Genomic DNA, 21,144 nt, shown 5'->3' with positions numbered 1-21,144 from the left:
AGGGAAAATTAGTAAAAAAACAACGTCCGTGAGCCGAACGCTCAAAAAAAGGGCAAAAAATACCCTTTTCTTTCACTCAATAAGTTAAAGCAATGATTAGAAACTTGCTTTTACCGCTTCAGCAATCTTCAATGCTGAGCTCTGCACAAGTTCCGCATCTTCGCCTTCGACCATTACGCGAATGAGTGGCTCTGTACCCGACTTACGCAGTAACACTCGACCTTTATCGCCTAATTCAGCTTCCACTTCAGCAACAGAGTCCAATACGGCTTTTGCTTCTAGTGGATTGATATCGCCAGAGAAACGAACATTTTCCAGAACTTGCGGGTATAGCTTCATTCCTTGAGAAAGATCGTATAACGACATATCGCTACCAATAATTGAAGCAAGTACCTGTAAGGCAGCAACAATTGCATCACCGGTTGTGACTTTATCAAGCAGGATAATATGGCCAGAGTTCTCAGCACCAATCTTCCAACCTTTCGCAAGTAACTGCTCCATAACGTAGCGGTCGCCTACCGCAGCACGCACAAACGGAATACCTAACTGCTTCAGGCCGTTTTCCATACCCAGGTTAGTCATCAGCGTACCAACAACACCACCTTTAAGCTCACCACGACGTAGTGCATCTCTGGCGATGATGTAAGCAATTTGGTCACCGTCTACTTTATTACCTAAATGGTCAACCATGATCAGACGATCACCATCGCCATCAAACGCCAATCCTAAGTGCGCTTGCTCTTCTACCACACGCTTTTGTAACGCACGTACGTCCGTCGCGCCAACTTCATCGTTGATATTCGTGCCATTAGGCTCAACGCCCATCGCAATAATTTCTGCGCCCAGCTCTTTAAATACATTAGGAGCGATGTGGTAAGTCGCGCCATGTGCACAGTCAACCACAATTTTAAGGCTTGAGAGAGTCAGCGCAGAAGGGAACGTACTTTTGCAAAACTCAATGTATCGACCCGCCGCATCGTTTAGACGCGTTGCTTTACCCAGCTCAGCCGACTCAACACATTCAATCTCTTTATCCAGTTCCGCTTCGATCGCAAGTTCAATATCGTCCGGCAATTTAGTGCCTTCAGAAGAGAAAAACTTGATGCCGTTATCGTAGTAAGGGTTATGAGATGCCGAGATCACAATCCCAGCTTCTGCTCTGAATGTTTGGGTTAAATAGGCAACGGCTGGCGTTGGCATTGGTCCTGTAAACGTCGCTTTAAGACCTGCGGCCGCTAAACCAGCTTCTAGAGCAGATTCCAACATGTAGCCAGATATGCGAGTATCTTTACCGATAATCACTTTTTTTGTGCCTTGTTTCGCTAGTACGCGACCAGCCGCCCAGCCAAGTTTCAGTACGAAATCGGGTGTGATTGGATATTGTCCAACTTTACCACGCACACCATCGGTACCAAAGTAACGTCTTTTATCAGACATAAACTTTCCTTTGTTATTTTTTAAATATTGTTCTTCGTCATCTCAACAACTTTCATCGCTTCAAGCGTTTCTTCAAAGTCGTGTACTCGAATGATCTGTGCACCTTTCATCGCTGCAATTGTGGCACAAACGACGCTGGCGTTTGCGCATTCTGCCGCAGGCTTATCCAACAATTTGAAAATCATCGACTTACGAGATAGGCCAGCTAATATAGGTAAACCAAATTTATGAAACTTCTCAAGATGAGCCAGCATATGATAATTGTGTTCTATGGTTTTGCCAAAGCCAAAACCAGGGTCAAGAATGATATTTTCACGAGCAATACCTGCCGCTTCGCATACTGCCATTCGCTCAGCTAAAAACTGCTCCACTTCCTGCATGAGATCATCATATTGCGGGTTCTGCTGCATGGTCTTTGGTTGACCTTTCATATGCATGATGCAAACCGGTATGTTTGCTTGAGCAGCGACTTCCAAAGCGCCCGGCTCGGTCAGAGAGCGAATGTCATTGATCAGATCCGCTCCGGCTTCAACGGACTGGCGAATCACTTCAGCTTTGCTGGTATCGACTGAGATCCACACATCTGGGTAGTGAGCTCTGATCGCTCTGACGACGGGAATTACTCTTTCCAGTTCATCTTCCAAAGTGACTTCAGGTGCTCCTGGTCGGGTCGATTCACCGCCAACATCGATAATGCTAACGCCTGCTTTTATCATTTCCTCAACGCGTGCAAGCGCTAAATCTAGAGAGTTGAACTTGCCTCCATCAGAGAAGGAATCTGGTGTGACGTTGAGGATGGCCATTACGTGTGGACGAGAAAGGTCCAGAGATTTGTTTTTTGCTTTAATAATCATAATAAATACAAAAACCCCGAGCGAACTCGGGGTTTATCAATATCACCAATAGTTATTCAGAATCTTTCTTTTCTGGTACGTCAGCTGAAGCCGCTTCTTGGGAAGTAGACTGCTCTGCATCGTTATCTGCATCAGCCTTTTTCTCTTCCTCTTTTGCTGCAGGCGCAGCTTGCGGTTTATCATCCACCTGAGGTTTGTTTGAAGCGTTATCCCCCCAGCCAGCAGGTTCACGAATTTCAGACTTACGCTCCATGAGGTCATCGATTTGGTGTGCGTCTATGGTTTCATACTTCATTAGCGCATCTTTCATCGCATGCATGATATCCATATTGTCTTCCAAAATCTTTTTCGCTCGGTCGTAGTTACGATCGATGATTTGGCGAACTTCGTCATCAATTAACTTAGCGGTATCATCAGACATATGTTTTGTCTGAGTTACGCTACGTCCCAGGAATACTTCACCTTCATCTTCGGCATACAATAGTGGACCAAGTTTTTCAGAGAAGCCCCATTGCGTCACCATCTTACGCGCAATCTCTGTTGCACGTTCGATGTCGTTCGAAGCACCTGTTGAGACTTTATCCGCACCGTAGATCAGTTCTTCAGCAAGACGGCCGCCATACAGACTAGAAATCATCGACTCTAAGTGCTGACGAGACATGCTCACACGGTCTTGTTCTGGTAGGTACATTGTCACACCTAGCGCACGACCACGAGGAATAATAGATACCTTATACACCGGATCATGCTCAGGAACTAGACGACCAACAATCGCGTGGCCCGCTTCGTGGTAAGCTGTTGAAGCTTTCGTCTCTTCTGACATCACCATCGAGCGACGTTCTGCACCCATCATGATTTTGTCTTTAGCCAGTTCAAACTCAACCATTGATACGTTGCGTTTATTACCACGAGCCGCAAATAGCGCAGCTTCGTTGACTAGGTTTGCTAAGTCAGCACCTGAGAAACCCGGGGTACCACGTGCAATCAAAGACGGCTCTACGTCACCCGCCAGAGGTACTTTACGCATGTGAACTTTAAGGATTTGTTCACGACCACGCACGTCTGGTAGGCCTACTACGACTTGACGGTCAAAACGACCAGGACGTAACAATGCTGGGTCAAGAACGTCTGGACGGTTAGTCGCAGCGATAACGATGATACCTTCGTTACCTTCGAAACCATCCATTTCAACCAGCATTTGGTTCAATGTTTGCTCACGCTCATCGTGACCACCACCTACACCAGCGCCACGTTGGCGACCAACCGCATCAATCTCATCGATAAAGATGATACAAGGTGATGCTTTTTTCGCTTGTTCGAACATGTCACGGACACGAGATGCACCCACACCAACGAACATTTCAACGAAGTCAGAACCCGAAATAGTAAAGAACGGTACTTTTGCTTCACCAGCAATCGCTTTAGCAAGCAGGGTTTTACCTGTACCAGGAGGACCAACCATAAGAACACCTGTTGGGATCTTACCACCCAACTTCTGGAAACGGCTTGGGTCACGTAGGTAATCAACCAGCTCTTTTACGTCTTCTTTAGCTTCATCACAGCCTGCAACATCTGCAAACGTGGTTTTGATCTGCTCTTCGCTCATCATTCGAGCTTTACTCTTACCGAAAGACATGGCGCCTTTGCCGCCACCACCTTGCATTTGACGCATGAAGAAGATCCATACACCAATCAGTAAGATCATTGGGAACCAAGAGATAAAGATAGTGCCAAGCAAGCTTTGCTCTTCAGGAGGTGTACCCTGCACTTTCACATTTTGGTTAATTAGGTCATCTAGAAGCTTTTGATCATACACTGGCATGTAAGTGACCATTTTGGCCCCACCGCCACGACGAATAAAGCTAATTTCACCGTCTTTAAAAGTTGCTTCTTGAATCTGGCCTTGGCCAACTTCCTGTACAAACGTGGTGTAATCCACGGTTCTGCCATTACTTTCCCCAGGGCCAAAGCTCTGGAATACCGACATCAATACGACAGCGATAACAAGCCACAGAATTAAATTTTTTGCCATGTCACTCAAGGTGTAAGCCTCTCGATAACTAATTGTAATTAAAGGTAGGGTACTACAGTTCATTGACTGTAGCCATAGTGTTAACACGCTCTTAATAGAGCAAAATGGTTAACCTTTGTAACCAGTGGCTACTACAAAGACCTCTCGAGAGCGAGCTCGCGATGAGTCTGGTTTTCTGACTTTTACGACTTTAAACATGTCTCGGACTTCTTTCACGTACTGATCGAAGCCTTCACCCTGGAAAACTTTAGCAACAAAGCTACCATTAGGCGCTAGAACTTGTCGACACATATCTAAGGCTAATTCAACTAAATACATAGCTCTAGGTTGATCGACAGAGTTATTACCAGCAATGTTAGGTGCCATATCAGACATTACTACATCCACCATCGATGGCTGGATTCTTTCTAACAACGCATCTAATACCGCATCGTCACGAAAGTCACCTTGTAAAAAGCTTACACCAGCGATCGGATCCATTGGTAACAAATCACACGCAATAATTTGTCCACTATCTCCTACTATTTTAGCAGCATACTGGGACCAACCACCTGGTGCCGCGCCCAAATCGACCACGGTCATACCTGGTTTTAACAGCTTATCTTTGGTTTGTATTTCATCAATTTTGAAGTAAGCACGTGAACGGTAACCTTTTTTACGAGCTTCGTTCGCGTATTTATCATCAAAGTGTTCTTTCAACCAACGACCAGAACTCGCTGAATGTTTTTGTTTACTCATTTTAATCCTAACAAGGCACAAATAGGAGCTATTGTTTTAATAGGCGTAACCTATTACTCAATAAATTATAGTCTTCAGCAATAGATGGCGTTAAAATAGCTTTTTTCAACCCTTAGTTTAAAGAAAATTGGCCGCGTAATGAACCTAAGCACCAAACAAAAGCAGCACCTAAAAGGCCTGGCTCACAGTTTAAAACCTGTTGTGCTAATGGGCGCAAATGGACTTACAGAAGCCGTGCTAGCAGAAATTGAAATCGCTCTAAACCATCACGAACTGATCAAAATAAAAGTTGCATCAGAAGATCGTGAGACTAAACAGCTAATCATCGACGCTATCGTACGTGAGACGGGCGCAGAAAAAGTTCAGACTATCGGTAAGGTACTTGTACTGTATCGCCAATCTGAAGAGCGTAAAATCGAAATCCCTCGTAAGTAATCACGACTTACGTTGCTGAAGAAAAGGTCGCCAATGGCGACCTTTTTACGTTTATAGACAGAGTGACGCTTTCTAATTACAGATACTCAACTCGGTCAATTTCAAAATCTTTTGCGCCACCCGGGGTTTCGATAACCACCTCGTCACCTTCCATTTTACCAATCAGGCCACGAGCAATTGGAGAGCTAACAGAAATACGACCTGCTTTAATGTCTGCTTCATCATCGCCGACAATTTGGTACGTCTTCTCTTCGTCAGTATCAATATCAATCAAAGTCACTGTTGTGCCAAAAATCACTTTACCTGTGTTTTCCATTTTAGTGACATCAATAACTTGAGCGACCGACAGTTTGTATTCGATATCGCGGATCTGCGCTTCACAGATACCCTGTTCTTCACGCGCGGCGTGGTATTCAGCATTCTCTTTTAAATCACCTAGCTCGCGAGCTTCTGCAATCGCCTCTGAAATTTGAGGACGTAGCTTAAGTAAACGATCTAATTCTTTACGTAGCATTTGTTCGCCACGTAGTGTCATTGGAACTTTTTCCATTATTTAACCTCATGCCCAAATATGTTTTGGACAAAAAAACCCTACCCGGTCAGTTGACTGGGTAGTGCGTTTGAAGATGTGTTTTACCTAGTTTAAACAAACTCAGATGCGAAATCACCCTAATTTGATATCGAGTGTCGCTATGCAACTCGAGGAGAATGATGTGCGTCACTATTTAGTATAGTTATTATTGTAATTTACTGAAAAACAACACGGTTCATTATAGAAAAAACCTCAAAAAACATAAAATCTAATCAACTCACTACGTTCGTAAAAATCAAAAAAACACCTATTTATCAGAAAGATAAAACACAAACAAACGCAATCGAACGGTGTTCACTATCCAAATTTATATCATTTTACTAACTCACAAGGAAACTTTAGCGGTAAAACGTGTCCAGCAAGTTGTTCAATCAAAGACTTACCTACACCGACGTACTCATCGTGTACAACATTTCTTTGAGACCAATAGCTTGTGAGAGAGAACCTCTCCCCCATACAACAATGAATTATGGACAGCTAACTAGGACAAATAAGATGAAAAAGACTCTAATTGCTCTTTCTGTATCTGCAGCAGCAATGGCAACTGGTGTAAACGCAGCTGAACTTTACAACCAAGATGGCACTTCTCTAGAAATGGGTGGCCGCGCTGAAGCACGTCTATCAATGAAAGATGGCGACGCTCAAGATAACTCTCGCATCCGTCTAAACTTCCTTGGCAAACAACAAGTCAGCGACAACCTATACGGCGTTGGTTTCTGGGAAGGTGAATTCACTACCGCTGACTTTGACGACGAAGGCAACGACATTAGCGGTGAGGACTCTCTAGACACTCGTCTTGCATATGCTGGTCTAGGCGGCGCTTGGGGTGAATTCTCTTACGGTAAAAACGAAGGTGCGCTAGGCGTTATCACTGATTTCACAGATATCATGGGTTACCACGGTAACTCAGCAGCTGACAAACTAGCAGTGGCTGACCGTTCAGACAACATGATGTCTTACAAAGGCCAATTCGAAAACCTAAGCGTAAAAGCAAGCTACCGCTTCGCGGACCGCGTTGAAAACGCTAACGGCGATTTCTCAGACAACGACCAAGACGGTTACTCTCTATCTGCAATCTACGCTCTAGCAAACACTGGCCTTGAGCTAGGTGCTGGTTACGCAGACCAAGACGAAGCTAACGAGTACATGCTAGCTGCATCTTACACTATGGGCGATCTATACTTCGCTGGTGTATTCACTGACGGTGAGAAGATGACTGATGACTTTGCTGGTACTGTTGATTACACAGGTTACGAGCTAGCAGGTGCTTACACGCTAGGTCAAACTGTATTCACAACAACATACAACAACGCAGAAACGAACGACGAGACTTCTGCAGACAACATCGCTGTTGATGCTTCTTACTACTTCAAGCCTAACTTCCGTGGTTACGTTTCATACAACTTTAACCTAATCGACTCTGGCGACAAGTTTGGTTCAACAGGTTCTCAAACAGTGGCAACTAAGATCGATGCAGAAGACGAGCTAGCTCTAGGTCTACGTTACGACTTCTAATTCCTGTCTTTCGACTAGAATACCAAGTGCCCGCATCTTGCGGGCATTTTTTATCTGTGATGAAAAGTCATGACCTCCCTTTCCTTATGATTGTCTGATTAATAAACGACGAAAAACCAGCTCGACTCGACCTAGCATCTTGGGGGAAGTTGGGTATACTCAACTACATGTCTCACCTCAGATAGTACCTCTATGCGTTTACGTTGCTCCCTATTTCTCCTATCTCTGCTTTGCCCGTTAGCCACGCAAGCATACCCACACCAGGAAGTGCTACCAGAGGGCGCGAGAATAAGTCTGGTTGCTGAGAAACTCACTGATAGTGCAGAACTTTCTGGTATTCACCCTACCGGGCAGCTATTTCCACCAGCCAGCACGTTAAAGATTGTGACTGCGTTAGCGGCCAAGTTAGAACTGGGCGATAATTTTAGATTTCGTACCAGACTTGAAGCTTCTAGCTCAGATGCGGTTATCACGTTTGTTGGTGACCCAACACTGCAGACGAAAGATCTCAAAGATCTTCTTACCCTCGCAAAAAAGAATGGATTAAAACGCATTGGCGGTGATTTGTGGCTCGATAACAGTGTGTTTACTGGTTATAACCGAGCTGTAGGATGGCCTTGGGATATTCTTGGTGTTTGTTACAGCGCTCCAGCCTCCGCCATCACACTAAATAAAAACTGTGTACAAGCATCCATTTACACACAGAAAGATGGTGGAACTCGGGTTTTTGTCCCCGAGCATCAGCCAATCCATGTAAAAAGTTCGGTAGAGACGGTAACACGAGCGGTTCAGAAAAGTCGGCACTGTGATTTAGATCTTCTGCCCAATCCAGACAATCGTTATGAGCTAAATGGTTGTCTAGTTTCAAGGGAGGAACCGTTACCTCTAAAGTTCGCGGTTCAAGACCCTGAAATGTATACCAGCAAAAAAATTGCCACTTTGCTCGATCAATTAAACATTGAACTGAAAGGCAGAATAAAGGTGGGGTCCCCGCCGAAGAAACAGCGCAAACTACTCGCTCTGCATCAGTCCCAGTCCCTGCCTGTTTTGCTTGATCAGATGCTAAAGCGTTCTGATAATCTGATCGCTGACACTCTGACAAAAACGCTTGGCGCGAAATTTTTTGTTCAACCCGGCAGTTTTACTAATGGTACTGAAGCAATAAAACAAATCATTTTCGCCAATACGGGGATCGATATTCGACAAGCACGTCTGGAAGATGGGTCTGGACTTTCGAGAAACAATCGACTCTCTGCAACAAAAATGGCTGAGATACTACGTTATATCTGGAAAAATGAGAAACAACTCAACCTGATCGCAATCATGCCCAAATCGGGGGAGTCGGGCACACTTCAGTACCGACAAAGCATGCGTAATGCACCGATTAAAGGTCAACTTATCGCGAAAAGTGGTTCTCTGTACGGGACTTATAATATGGCAGGCTATGGTCTGGATAAAAATGGCCAACCGAACACCATTTTTGTCCAATTTGTTTCTGATTACTTCCCAGAAAAAAGGGACGGAAGCAAACCAGCTGTCGCCCCGATTACCAGCTTTGAGAAACTCTTTTATAACGATGTCGTGAACTTTAGTCAGGCGATGCCTAAAAAGTAGTTCCCGCCGTTAAGCTTTTCTTAAAGCTAACTCTCCTCAAAAATGAAAGCGCCATAATAGGCGCTTTCTTGCTTGTTGCACGGTTAGTGATTACTGAATCGTAATACGAGCGAATTTACGCTTACCAACCTGGAATACGTAAGTGCCTGCTTCTGGCGTGAACTTGCTGTCTGCCACTTTTTCACCGTCAATCTTAGCGGCGCCCTGTTTTACCATACGCATCGCATCTGAAGATGATGGGCATAAACCCGCTTCTTTTAGCAGGTTACTTACCGGGCGACCTGCTTCGAATGCAAATTCTGGCATTTCGTCAGGGATTTGGTTCTTAGCAAAACGGTTGACGAACTCTTGCTCTGCGGCATCAGCATCGGCATCAGTGTGGAAACGTGCGATGATTTCTTTCGCAAGTAGCACTTTGATGTCTCGAGGGTTCTTACCAGCATCAACATCAGCCTTAAACTGAGCAATCTCTTCTAATGGACGGAAAGACAGCAGCTCGTAGTAACTCCACATCAGATCATCAGAGATAGACATAATCTTACCAAACATCTCGCTTGGTGCTTCACTGATACCAATGTAGTTGTTCGCAGATTTAGACATCTTCTTCTCGCCATCAAGGCCAACAAGAAGAGGCATCATTAGAACAACCTGAGGCTTCTGACCGTGAGATCTTTGTAGTTCACGGCCCATTAGCAAGTTGAACTTCTGGTCGGTACCGCCAAGCTCGACATCCGTTTTCATTTCAACTGAGTCCCAGCCCTGCAGCAATGGGTACATGAACTCGTGAATGGCGATTGGCTGACCACCGGTGTAACGCTTTTTGAAATCATCGCGTTCTAACATACGAGCAACCGTTTGGTTGGCAGCAAGACGAATCATGCCTTCTGCGCCAAGATCAGATAGCCACTCTGAGTTGAATTGAATCTTAGTTTTTGCAGGATCTAAAATTTTAAATACCTGCTCTTTGTACGTTTCAGCATTACGCAGTACGTCTTCACGGCTAAGCGGTGGACGAGTTGAGTTTTTACCAGTTGGGTCACCAACCATTGCAGTGAAGTCACCAATCAGAAACGTCACTTCGTGGCCTAACTCTTGGAACAAGCGAAGCTTATTGAAAATAACCGTATGGCCCAGGTGGATGTCAGGTGCCGTTGGATCCGCGCCCAACTTAATACGTAGAGGACGACCTTCTTTTAGTTTTGCGATCAGCTCTTCTTCTGGAATCAGCTCTTCAACACCGCGCTTAATCTCGGCTAGTGCAGCTTCAATGCTCGCCATTCTTGTTCACTCCCACAGATTTGGCAAAATATAATAGCTGGACATATTACTTGAATAGCGATGCATTTTGAAACACGTTAGACTAGGTAGCTGTCATTTTTTATGTTTAATTTAGCAAACAAGTACGTCATGCATTCGATTTTTGTCCGACTTCCACTCTTGCACAAAGTATTGATCGGTTTTTTTAGTGCGCTGATCATCTTCGCACTGTTTTTTTTGCCCGAGCCGCAAGAACTCGACCCACAACAAAGCCGCTTAAAAGTGGGGCAATATTATCCTGTGCCAATTTCTATGGAATTGACGACATTGAACGGAACCTCTTCCACATCCTCGTCCGTTTTGCGCTGGGAAACATACAACGTTAAAAACGGCGAAAGTGCCGCTATTCTCTTTAACCGTGTCGGCCTATCTGCACGTGTTCTGCATGAGCTGATTTCCTCTGATAAAGAAGTGGAAAAGCAGTTAACACGTCTACGACCAGGCGACAGGCTACAATTCGGTTTTGATGAAAACAACAACTTAGTTCAATTACGACGTACCTTAAACGCTTTCGAAACCTTCCGAATCAAGCTACAAAATGGCAACTATGTATCTGAAATCGATAAAAAAGAGGTCGATTATCAATATAATTTCGCCGAAGCGACCATCAAATCTAATTTTTGGAATGCGGCGATTTCTTCAGGTTTGAACGCGAACCAGATTATGGAGTTAGCCGGTATATTTGGTTGGGATATCGATTTTGCATTAGATATTCGTAAAAACGACACTTTCCGAGTGCTGTATCAGGAAGAGGTGGTTGAAGGGGAAGTCATTGGTCGAGGAAAAATTATCGCGGCCGTTTTCAAAAACCAAGGAGATACCTTTACCGCGATTCTGGATGAGAAATCCGGAAAGTATTACGATGAAAATGGCCGGGCAATGAAGAAAGCCTTTTTGCGCGCGCCGTTGGATTTTCGTCGTGTAAGCTCCAACTTTAACCCTCGTCGCCTACACCCAGTGACAGGTAAAGTTCGCCCTCACCGAGGTACCGATTATGCCGCACCTGTGGGCACACCTATTTGGGCTGCCGGTGATGGTGTGGTGCAAAAATCGTCATACAACAAATTTAATGGTAACTACGTGTTCATCAAACACAGTAATACCTACATTACCAAGTATTTGCACCTAACCAAACGTACCGTTAAAACAGGTCAACGTGTTAAACAGGGCCAAACCATTGGTACCTTAGGCGGTACAGGACGTGTTACTGGCCCCCACCTGCATTACGAGTTCCTAGTCAATGGAGTGCACAAAAACCCACGCACGGTTAACTTGCCTCAGTCAAAATCATTAACAGGACAAGCGAGACAGACCTTTTTGGCGAACGCAAAAATCAATATGGCTAAGCTCGATCGTTACAGCGAGCTATTAACCATGAAATAAGCAAGTAGAACAGGGAAAGAGGCAAGTGATGACTAATGCCAGTCCGTTAACAACAAACAGAATACTCCAGTCAACCGTCATCCTGAACCGCGACGAAGGAGCGTGATTCAGGATCTTCTATCCGAGTACTTTGTTATCAAAGGTATTTCTTTATATTCTCAGCGCACTGATACTAGATTCCTAGTCTCGCTAAGGCTCGCTGGAATGACCTTATAGAAACCCTTAAGTGACTGGCATTAGGCAAATTATGTCACCTCTTTTCCTTTATCTCATCAGATAGATGCTCTTTCCCAAGCATAAGTAGGCAAGGCGTTAGAACCAGCGTCAGCAGTGTTGCAAAAGCGAGTCCCCCAGAAACAGCTGTTGCTAGTTGAGACCACCACTGGGTACTTGGCGCACCGAATTCAACTTTCTGGTTTATCAAATCAATGTTCATTTCCAACACCATTGGTAACAAGCCTAGAATCGTCGTGACGGTAGTGAGTAGTACTGGACGCAAGCGCTGTACACCCGTTCTTAGTATCGCATCACGCTTATCCAACCCGCGTTTGAGTAGCTGATTGTAGGTGTCTATCAAAACGATGTTGTTGTTCACCACAATCCCCGCCAAAGCAATCACACCGATACCCGACATGATCACACCGAATGGCTTCTGGAAGATCAACAAGCCAGCAAACACACCAACCGTCGAAAACAATACCGCACTCAGAATAAGAAACGCTTGGTAGAAGCTGTTGAACTGAGTAATTAAGATCAGAGCCATACCGACCAGCGCCACGATAAATGCGTTGAGCAGGAACGCAGAGGAATTTTCCTGCTCTTCGTTCTGACCTCGGATTTTAAACTCGACTCCCTCTGGCAAGGTTAACTCTTTAAGCGCTTCTTCAACTTTCGGTAATTCAAGCGCCAAGTTGTAACCTTCTCTAATATCCGCAAACACGCTGATCACTCTATGTCCATCGACTCGACGGATCGTATCCTGTTTGTGTTCAGGAATAATGCTGGCGAAGTTAGTAATCGGAACCAGTCCGGCAGCGGTTTTAACTCGTAGTTGATCAAAGCGGCCAATGTCACGCTTTTCTTCTGGGTAGCGAACCAATATGTCGACTTCCTCGCTCGAATCATCCGGTAGGTAATCGCCCAATTTTAAGCCATTAGTGACAAACTGCACCGTGTTGCCAACCAATGTTGCATCTGCCAAGAAGCGGGCGGCATCATCACGGCGAATATCGATCTGCCAGTCGATGCCGTCTTTACTTGAGTTATCACTGATATTGGTAAAGGCAGGATAAGCCTCCGCCCAATGACGAACCATTTTCGCGCCTTCGTCCAGACCACTTAGCGTTGATCCTGACATTTCAATCACTAAGTCGTGCTCAGTTGGTGGACCAGCTTCCGGAAACTTGTATTCAATTTCCACCCCAGCGAATTGGTCTGTGGTCTGTTTCAGTTCATCGATGATGGTTTTTACCTTACGGCGATACTGCCAATCCACAAGCGTGATCTGAATTAAACCAATCTCATCATCGCCACCGGTTTTGGTATAGACGCTTTCAAACTCGTCATGCCCTAACATTACCGATTCAACATTGCGCATGATTCGGTCTTTTTCATCGATAGATAAATCACCATAGGAGCGTACTTTTACCGTAAAAAATGGTGGGTCTACTTCAGGGAAAAACTCCGCACCTAATCCCGCTTTAACATAAGTAAAACCAACGGCAACCGAGAGCAAGATTGCACTAAGTAAAATCTTTAACGGATGACGCAGAGCGATCTTCAGCGTGTGGTAATATAACTTAGTGAAGCCGGTGGCTTTGTCATAATCACCCTCATGCAACGCAAGCATTTTCTCACGTTGGGTAGAAGAGACATTTTGAGGTTTGCCGATAAGACTACCCAGCACAGGAACAAACAGCAATGCCATCGCCAACGAAGCGGCCAGCGTCGCGATCAACGTCAACGGAAGATATTTCATAAACTCGCCAGTAACATCCGGCCAGAACAACAGAGGGGCAAAAGCAGCCAATGTCGTCGCTGTCGAGGCCGTTATCGGCCAAGCCATGCGCTTTGCCGCATCCCGATACGCTTCTTTACGCGGCGTCCCTTCTTGCATACGCCGATCGGCAAATTCGGTAACCACAATCGCGCCATCGACCAGCATACCGACCGCCATGATCAGCGAGAACAACACGATGATATTCACCGTCAAACCAAACACGGCCAGTACCAGCAAGCCCGTCAAGAATGACCCCGGAATAGAAATACCGACCAATAGTGCAGTGCGCACACCGAGGATCGCGATAATCACAATTACGACCAAAATGATCGCCGACAAGATATTGTTCTGCAGGTCGTTGAGCATCATTTTCACGTCATCTGACTGGTCCCAGGTGTATTTCACCAGTAGGTTATCCGGCCATTGATCTTGATTTTGTGCCTCTGTCATCACCGCTTTGATCAGCTCTACCGTCTCGATGATGTTTTCGCCCGCACGCTTTTTCACATCGAGCACAATCGCTGACTTGCCGTCTAATCTTGCATAACTTTCTGGATCGCGGAATGCGCTCTTGACTGTCGCTACATCGCCAAAGGTAATCACTTGCTTACCTTCAACTTTAACCGGCAGCTCAAGCACATCTTTGAGCGACTCAAATACCGACGGCACTTTGACCGAAAACCGGCCGTAACCAGTATCAACAAAACCTGCCGCCACCACACGGTTATTTAACGCGATCAGGTTGTAGATATTGGCCTGATCAAGTCCATAACTTTCCATCAAAAGCGGATCGACGATGATCTCGACGATATCTTCGCGGTCACCGGCGATATCCACTTCCAAGATTTGTCGATAGCTCTCCAGCTTGTCGCGTAATTGACGCGCAAGATGTACGATGGTTCTCTCAGGCACGGTACCGTAGAGCACCACCGATAAAGCCGGCTCTTCAGAAGCTAAAGTGACTTCATTGACGGTGGGCTCATCACTATCGGCGGGCAATTTAGGCTTTGCCAGATCAACGGCGTCACGTACTTCAGCCATGGCTCGGTCAAGGTCAACGCCAACGCTGAACTCCAGCACAACCGACGCGTGCCCTTCAGACGCGGTTGCGGTCATCTCTTTTACCCCTTCGATAGAACGTAGCTCTTGCTCTATCGGACGAACGAGCAAACGCTCAGCATCGGCAGGTGAGATGCCTTGGTGGCTCACAGAGACATAGATAATTGGGATCGTGATATCAGGACTCGATTCTTTCGGAATCGTCAGATAGGTAAGCACGCCAGAAATAAGAACAAAGATCAGCAACACCATCATGGTACGCGTGCGAGATAAAGCGGCGTCGATCAAACTTAACATATCACCCCCACTTAAAATTCTTGTTTAACGGCAATCACTTCATCACCGTCACGCACAAAACCTTGACCAATGGTGATAATATCGACTTTATCCCCCAGTCCTGTCAGCCAAACACCATCCTGCTCAGCTTTAACTAACTGAATAGGAATAAATTTGACCTTTTGATGCTCTAACGTTTTAACGCCTAAAATGCCAGCGTCATTGAGAGCAAGCATCGCTGGGGTTAGCTTAATCGCTAATTGTTGCTTGAGGTTTAATTCAACCTCGGTACTGATCCCAGCAGGAATCAACTGTTGAGGGTTTGGCAATAGGATCTCAATCGGGAAAGTGTTCGTTGCGGATGACGACACTCGCGAAATATAATTCACCGTGCCTTCAGCCGTCTCACCAGAGATAAACTTCACTTTTGCAGGTTGATTTAGCGACAACTCCTGAATGTGACGCTCGCTGACATCCGCCTCAATCACTAAGTGAGCTAAATCAATAATGGTCGCGACCGGATCGCCAACACCGACAAAATCGCCCGTTTCGATAAATAGGTGGTCGAGTATGCCACTAAAGGGGGCGACTACATTGGTATTCCTCAATGCGATCTTAGCGTTTGTTACTTGTGCTCGGGCTTCCATTAAAGAAGCTTCTGCATTACTAAACGCGACCTCCCCTTGCAGGCCTCTATTCTTTAACGACTGGGCCGCGTTGAATTCTTTTTCACGAACTTTGAGCAGTGAGCGCGCGCGCTCCAGTTGAATAGCGAGATCACCTTTATCAATTTGCGCGATCACTTGTCCTTGCTTAACCGACTCACCTTTTTCAACCTTGAGCGCAATGATCTTACCAGCAATTTCGGCACCGAGATTCGCCTGTCTATCTGGTGCAGTGCGACCATATAACTCAATCGTCTTATAAGTATTTTGAGCGGTAAAAGTTTGATAGGAGACTTTTGCTAAAGGGATATCTTGTGATGAGTTATGTGGCGGTACATCATCGGCTTGTACCAAACCAAGCCCTAACCAGGCAGAGAGTAATAAAATAATGAGCAACGACACAATATAAGGTCGTTCAGCGAAAAATCGCGTAAAGGGAAAGCTAGCCATAATAATCTCTTGCGATAAGCAATGTTGCGAGAATTAATTTAGTATATAAATCAATCTTAGTTGAATGATTTATAATACGAATTAACTTTCTAAAAAGAAAATGATAGCGGCTTGGATTCTTAACTACGTCGCAATTTCAGGAAATTCATCAATACATAAAACAAAGGCTGCAAAAATGCAGCCTTATGAATAACTTAACGGATAGCTATTCAGAAATTAAACGCTAAATGAGGCACCACAGCCACAAGTGGTCGTTGCATTCGGGTTATTAACGAAGAAGCGTGCTCCCTCTAAACCCTCGGTGTAATCCACAATACCACCGATAAGATATTGCAAGCTCATTGGGTCAACAACCAGTGTTACACCACTATTTACGATGGTGGTATCACCATCATTTACGTTCTCATCAAAAGTGAAACCGTATTGGAAACCGCTACAGCCACCACCCGTAATGTAGACGCGCAGTTTCAAAGCTGGGTTTTCTTCTTCTGCAATCAGCGCTTTAACGCGAGATGCTGCAGCATCAGAAAAAGATAATGGTACGTTTACTTCGCTCACGAAAAACCTCTCTCACTCGTGTAATGCGTCGAGCCTGAAGCAAGACGTCAAATTTGTGCTTATTACGGTCGATTATCTAATACCTGACCAACTCGTTCAAGTATTCACCGCCGATTCTTTCTATTGGATAGTTAAAATTACATTGCGAAACAACACATAAATTAAGCAAAACGTTTCTAAGTTGATTATAGCTAGGTACAATGCGCACCACTTGGTCCGAGCAATCAGAAGAGGATAACCCCATGACCAAATCATCAGAGCTGTATGACAAAGCCCAGAAAACCATTCCAGGCGGTGTAAACTCACCTGTTCGTGCATTCAACGGCGTAGGCGGCTCTCCGCTATTTATCGAACGAGCAGACGGTGCTCTGATTTTTGACGCCGATGGTAAAGCGTATATTGATTACGTCGGTTCTTGGGGGCCAATGATCCTTGGCCACAACCATGCGGTAATTCGTGAAGCAGTGATCGACGCTGCACAACGTGGTCTCAGCTTTGGAGCGCCAACTGAGCTAGAAATTTCAATGGCAGAATTGGTTTCTGAACTAGTGCCGTCGATGGAACAACTCCGCATGGTTAGCTCTGGTACCGAAGCAACCATGAGTGCGATTCGCCTTGCTCGTGGTTTCACTGGCCGCGACAAAATCATCAAATTTGAAGGCTGCTACCATGGTCACGCCGACAGCTTACTGGTAAAAGCGGGCTCAGGTGCACTGACGCTTGGCCAGCCGAGCTCTCCGGGTGTCCCTGCAGACTTTGCCAAACACACTCTGACAGCAACATTCAACGATCTTGATTCAGTACGTGAACTGTTTGCTGCAAACAAAGGTGAAATTGCTTGTATCATCGTTGAGCCTGTAGCTGGCAACATGAACTGTATCCCGCCAGTAGAAGGCTTTCATGAAGGCCTGCGCGAAATCTGTGACCAAGAAGGCGCGCTACTGATTTTTGATGAAGTAATGACAGGCTTCCGTGTTGCACTTGGCGGTGCTCAAGCACACTACAACATCAAACCAGACCTGACTACGCTAGGTAAAGTAATCGGTGGTGGTATGCCAGTTGGTGCTTTCGGTGGTCGTAAAGACGTAATGCAATACGTAGCGCCAACAGGTCCTGTATACCAGGCAGGTACACTTTCTGGTAACCCTGTGGCTATGGCGGCGGGATTCGCCAGTTTGAGCCTGCTGAAAGAAGAAGGTAACGAAAAGCGTCTGGCTTCAAAAACTAAGCAGCTAGCAGATGGCTTTAAATCGCTGGCAGAAAAGCACGGTATTCCTTTGGTGGTGAACCAAGTGGGTGGCATGTTCGGCTTCTTCTTTACTGATCAAGATAGCGTAACCACCTACGAAGATGTGACTAAGTGTGATGTAGAACGCTTTAAACGATTCTTCCACCTGATGCTGGATCATGGCGTTTACCTTGCGCCTTCTGCATTTGAAGCAAGCTTCACATCTCTGGCTCACGGCAGCAAAGAAATCGATGCCACGCTAGAAGCAGCAGATCGCTGTTTTGCAACACTGGCTGCTGAAGCGTAATAATTCTGCAAAGGCAGTATCGACGAATCTCAAAAGGACCTTCACGGTCCTTTTTTACCGCCAATTCAAAATAACTAAGACAACGAGTACACCAATCACAATACCTAACCACGGAGTGCGTTTGGCTTTTTTCTCACTTTGACATGACTTATCACCATTACAACAACCCATTTTACATCTCCTGATTGATAACCGACTGATTTGTCGTCATTATAACAAGGTATGCTACTAGGCTCTAATGCCGCTACGCTATAAGACAATTAGTACATACAGTAATAAAGGTTCAAAGCCCGTGTTATAAGCTAGAAACCGTACATGTCACCCGCAAGTTGGACTTATCTTATGCCAAACAATGTGAAAATCACGTCGAGTCATCGCGTTCTGATGATCGCCCTACTCGCCGCTGCTTTTGCTTGCTACTTATTGGTCGAGCCTTACATCAACTCAATCGTCATGGCTTTTATCATTTCATTGCTCATGTTCCCTATACACGAATGGTTTGAGCAAAAGATGCCAAAACATAGAAACATGGCTTCGTTACTGTCATGTGTTGTACTGACCTTTATTATTGTGATTCCTCTGCTGTTTGTTTTTGCTGCGATCGTCCAGCAAGGCTCCTTATTTTCACAAAATACCTATAAGTGGGTGACGAATGGTGGCATTCAGGATGTTTTCCAACATCCTTTAGTTATCAAAGCATTATCCTTCGTTAATGAGTACTTGCCTTTCGATAAAATTGAGCCACAGGCCATTGCGGCAAAAATCGCCCAATTCGCCACCTCATTTGGCTCAAATCTGGTCACCATCAGCGCAAAAATTCTCGGTGATGCGACAAATTTCTTAATGGATTTTTTCCTAATGTTATTTGTCCTGTTCTTCTTATTGCGTGACCACGATAAAATTATTTCCGTAATTCGACATATTCTCCCCCTTTCACGCAGTCAGGAAGACAAAATCCTGACTGAAATAGAGCAGGTGTCAAAGTCAGCGGTTATGGGCTCGTTTCTCACCGCAATTGCACAAGGCTTCGCCGGCGGGATTGGCATGTGGCTGGCAGGTTTCCCGGGACTATTCTGGGGCACTATGATGGGCTTTGCCTCATTCATTCCTGTTGTTGGTACCGCATTAATATGGATACCGGCGGCAGCTTACCTTTTCCTAACCGGTGACACCACTTGGGCACTCTTCCTCACAGCGTGGAGTGTGGTTATTGTCGGCTCAATAGATAACTTGTTGCGACCATTACTAATGCAAGGCAGTGCGGGAATGAATACCTTAATGATTTTCTTCTCACTACTGGGGGGCTTGCACCTATTTGGTTTAATCGGTCTGATTTATGGCCCGCTGATTTTTGCTGTCACAATGGTGTTATTTAATATTTACGAAGAAGAGTTTAAAGACTTCCTTACCAATCAAGATAACAGCTAACAACTCGTTAATAGCTTCAAGCTTAGGCCGGATTATGAGAAAATCCGGCCCTAATTATTTCTGACGAACCAAATTTATGTCTGCTTATATCGCTCCAAGCCAAATAGCACAGCGCCAGCTGGAATACTTCAATGGAAAGCATGTTTTAGTTGCTGGTGAAGTTGAAGACCTATTCCCTCTTGAGCTGGCCTCCTACTGTGAGTCTGTTGAAGTTTTTACCTCTAACTACAGCTATTACCGTCAAATTCGTACATCTGACAAGATCAAAAGCCACTTTGGCTCAGAGTTTGACGTCGATACCCAAGCAGACATGGTGTTACTGTACTGGCCAAAAGCTAAAGCTGAAGCGGAATACTTACTGGCCATGCTCATGGCGAAACTCGGTGTCGATACTGAAATCGTTGTGGTTGGTGAGAATCGCTCAGGCGTAAAGAGTATCGAAAAGATGTTCAAAGATTACGGTCCGATCAATAAATACGATTCAGCCCGTCGTTGCTCTTTTTACTGGGGTCAGTGTATCAACCAACCAGCGCCATTTAATCAGCTCGACTGGTTTAAGTCTTACACTATCAGCCTTGGAAACCAATCACTGCTGGTGAAAAGCTTACCTGGGGTATTCAGTCATGGCGAGTTCGACTTGGGCAGCCAACTGTTGCTGGAAACCTTACCGCCATTGTCCGGTAAAGTGCTTGATTTTGGATGCGGAGCAGGTGTGCTGGGCGCATTTATGGCGAAAACCAACCCTGCAATAGAAATTGAAATGTGCGATATCAACGCCTATGCAATTACATCCAGCCAAGCAACACTAAAAGCCAATGATTTAGAGGGCAAAGTATTTGCCTCTGATATTTATTCAGATACAGCAAACGACTACCGCTTTATCATCAGTAACCCCCCTTTCCATAGTGGGCTAGATACCAATTATAATGCCGCCGAAACCTTGCTTGGTGATGCACCACAGTACCTGCAAAAACAGGGGGAAATGATCATTGTGGCGAACAGTTTCTTAAAGTACCCGCCAATTCTTGAAAGCGCTTTCAATAATTATGAGACGCTAAATAAGACTAAAAAATTCTCGATTTATTACGCGAAAAAGCCATAAGCCTCCCCCGCGCAGGCGACAACCTGCGCGATTTTCCGCTAAAATTTCATCAATCGTAAGAAAAACTGCGTGACTCTGCACGCTTTGCAATTAACTTTCTTGTCAAAGAAAAAAAACTCGTTAATTTTGTTATTTCTATCGAATTTAACGTCTTA

General features: G+C 45.2%; 16 protein-coding genes. 7 read left to right on the top strand and 9 right to left on the bottom strand.

Annotated features, from left to right (window positions below):
- Positions 1–96 precede the first annotated feature (96 nt).
- The 4 genes from glmM to rlmE form a co-directional block, all read right to left on the bottom strand.
- Positions 97–1,437: a phosphoglucosamine mutase gene (gene glmM, locus OO774_RS03090; RefSeq protein ID WP_264904607.1), complete on the bottom strand. Its 1,341-nt coding sequence runs from the start codon at positions 1,435–1,437 to the stop codon at positions 97–99.
- Between the two features lie 20 nt (positions 1,438–1,457).
- Complete coding sequence (gene folP / locus OO774_RS03085; RefSeq protein ID WP_264904606.1) at positions 1,458–2,291, bottom strand: dihydropteroate synthase; 834 nt, start codon at positions 2,289–2,291, stop codon at positions 1,458–1,460.
- Positions 2,292–2,343: 52 nt separating this feature from the next.
- On the bottom strand, positions 2,344–4,323 hold the full coding sequence (ftsH, locus tag OO774_RS03080) for an ATP-dependent zinc metalloprotease FtsH (protein ID WP_264904605.1): 1,980 nt from the start codon (positions 4,321–4,323) through the stop codon (positions 2,344–2,346).
- A 108-nt stretch (positions 4,324–4,431) separates the two neighbouring features.
- Complete coding sequence (gene rlmE / locus OO774_RS03075) at positions 4,432–5,061, bottom strand: 23S rRNA (uridine(2552)-2'-O)-methyltransferase RlmE (protein WP_264904603.1); 630 nt, start codon at positions 5,059–5,061, stop codon at positions 4,432–4,434.
- 138 nt (positions 5,062–5,199) lie between these two features.
- Between rlmE and yhbY the strand changes: the two genes are divergently transcribed.
- Complete coding sequence (yhbY, locus tag OO774_RS03070) at positions 5,200–5,496, top strand: ribosome assembly RNA-binding protein YhbY (RefSeq protein WP_140121999.1); 297 nt, start codon at positions 5,200–5,202, stop codon at positions 5,494–5,496.
- A 76-nt stretch (positions 5,497–5,572) separates the two neighbouring features.
- Here the strand turns inward: yhbY and greA are convergent, their stop codons facing one another.
- Positions 5,573–6,046, bottom strand: a complete 474-nt coding sequence (gene greA / locus OO774_RS03065; RefSeq protein ID WP_264904600.1) for a transcription elongation factor GreA — start codon at positions 6,044–6,046, stop codon at positions 5,573–5,575.
- 537 nt (positions 6,047–6,583) lie between these two features.
- Between greA and OO774_RS03060 the strand changes: the two genes are divergently transcribed.
- Together OO774_RS03060 and dacB are read left to right on the top strand one after the other, a co-directional pair.
- The gene (locus tag OO774_RS03060) at positions 6,584–7,603 is read left to right on the top strand and encodes a porin (protein WP_264904598.1); all 1,020 of its coding nucleotides are present in this window, start codon (positions 6,584–6,586) and stop codon (positions 7,601–7,603) included.
- Between the two features lie 192 nt (positions 7,604–7,795).
- Positions 7,796–9,217 carry a serine-type D-Ala-D-Ala carboxypeptidase gene (dacB, locus tag OO774_RS03055; RefSeq protein ID WP_264904596.1) on the top strand — a complete coding sequence of 474 codons (1,422 nt, stop codon included), beginning with the start codon at positions 7,796–7,798 and terminating at the stop codon, positions 9,215–9,217.
- Positions 9,218–9,307: 90 nt separating this feature from the next.
- Here the strand turns inward: dacB and tyrS are convergent, their stop codons facing one another.
- Positions 9,308–10,495 (bottom strand): tyrosine--tRNA ligase, encoded by a 1,188-nt coding sequence (gene tyrS, locus OO774_RS03050; RefSeq protein WP_264904594.1) that lies wholly within the window; start codon positions 10,493–10,495, stop codon positions 9,308–9,310.
- Between the two features lie 129 nt (positions 10,496–10,624).
- On the opposite strand from tyrS, the gene OO774_RS03045 reads away from it, so the two are divergent.
- Complete coding sequence (locus tag OO774_RS03045; protein WP_264906050.1) at positions 10,625–11,917, top strand: peptidoglycan DD-metalloendopeptidase family protein; 1,293 nt, start codon at positions 10,625–10,627, stop codon at positions 11,915–11,917.
- Between the two features lie 250 nt (positions 11,918–12,167).
- Here the strand turns inward: OO774_RS03045 and OO774_RS03040 are convergent, their stop codons facing one another.
- From OO774_RS03040 to erpA, 3 genes are all read right to left on the bottom strand, one after another.
- Positions 12,168–15,272, bottom strand: a complete 3,105-nt coding sequence (locus tag OO774_RS03040) for an efflux RND transporter permease subunit (RefSeq protein WP_264904593.1) — start codon at positions 15,270–15,272, stop codon at positions 12,168–12,170.
- Between the two features lie 11 nt (positions 15,273–15,283).
- Positions 15,284–16,366: an efflux RND transporter periplasmic adaptor subunit gene (locus OO774_RS03035; RefSeq protein ID WP_264904592.1), complete on the bottom strand. Its 1,083-nt coding sequence runs from the start codon at positions 16,364–16,366 to the stop codon at positions 15,284–15,286.
- Between the two features lie 216 nt (positions 16,367–16,582).
- Positions 16,583–16,924 carry an iron-sulfur cluster insertion protein ErpA gene (gene erpA, locus OO774_RS03030; RefSeq protein ID WP_014232903.1) on the bottom strand — a complete coding sequence of 114 codons (342 nt, stop codon included), beginning with the start codon at positions 16,922–16,924 and terminating at the stop codon, positions 16,583–16,585.
- Positions 16,925–17,166: 242 nt separating this feature from the next.
- Here erpA and hemL point away from each other — a divergent pair, with 242 nt between their 5' ends.
- From hemL to rsmC, 3 genes are all read left to right on the top strand, one after another.
- On the top strand, positions 17,167–18,459 hold the full coding sequence (gene hemL, locus OO774_RS03025; protein WP_264904590.1) for a glutamate-1-semialdehyde 2,1-aminomutase: 1,293 nt from the start codon (positions 17,167–17,169) through the stop codon (positions 18,457–18,459).
- 342 nt (positions 18,460–18,801) lie between these two features.
- The gene (locus OO774_RS03020) at positions 18,802–19,887 is read left to right on the top strand and encodes an AI-2E family transporter (RefSeq protein ID WP_264906049.1); all 1,086 of its coding nucleotides are present in this window, start codon (positions 18,802–18,804) and stop codon (positions 19,885–19,887) included.
- A 76-nt stretch (positions 19,888–19,963) separates the two neighbouring features.
- Positions 19,964–20,989, top strand: coding sequence for a 16S rRNA (guanine(1207)-N(2))-methyltransferase RsmC (rsmC, locus tag OO774_RS03015; protein ID WP_264904588.1), 1,026 nt, complete (start codon positions 19,964–19,966; stop codon positions 20,987–20,989).
- The last annotated feature ends 155 nt before the right edge of the window (positions 20,990–21,144 follow it).

Source organism: Vibrio sp. STUT-A11, from assembly GCF_026000435.1.
Classification (GTDB): Bacteria; Pseudomonadota; Gammaproteobacteria; order Enterobacterales; family Vibrionaceae; genus Vibrio.
The sequence above is the reverse complement of the archived record's forward strand: the minus strand, read 5'-3'. Positions and strand labels throughout refer to the sequence as shown.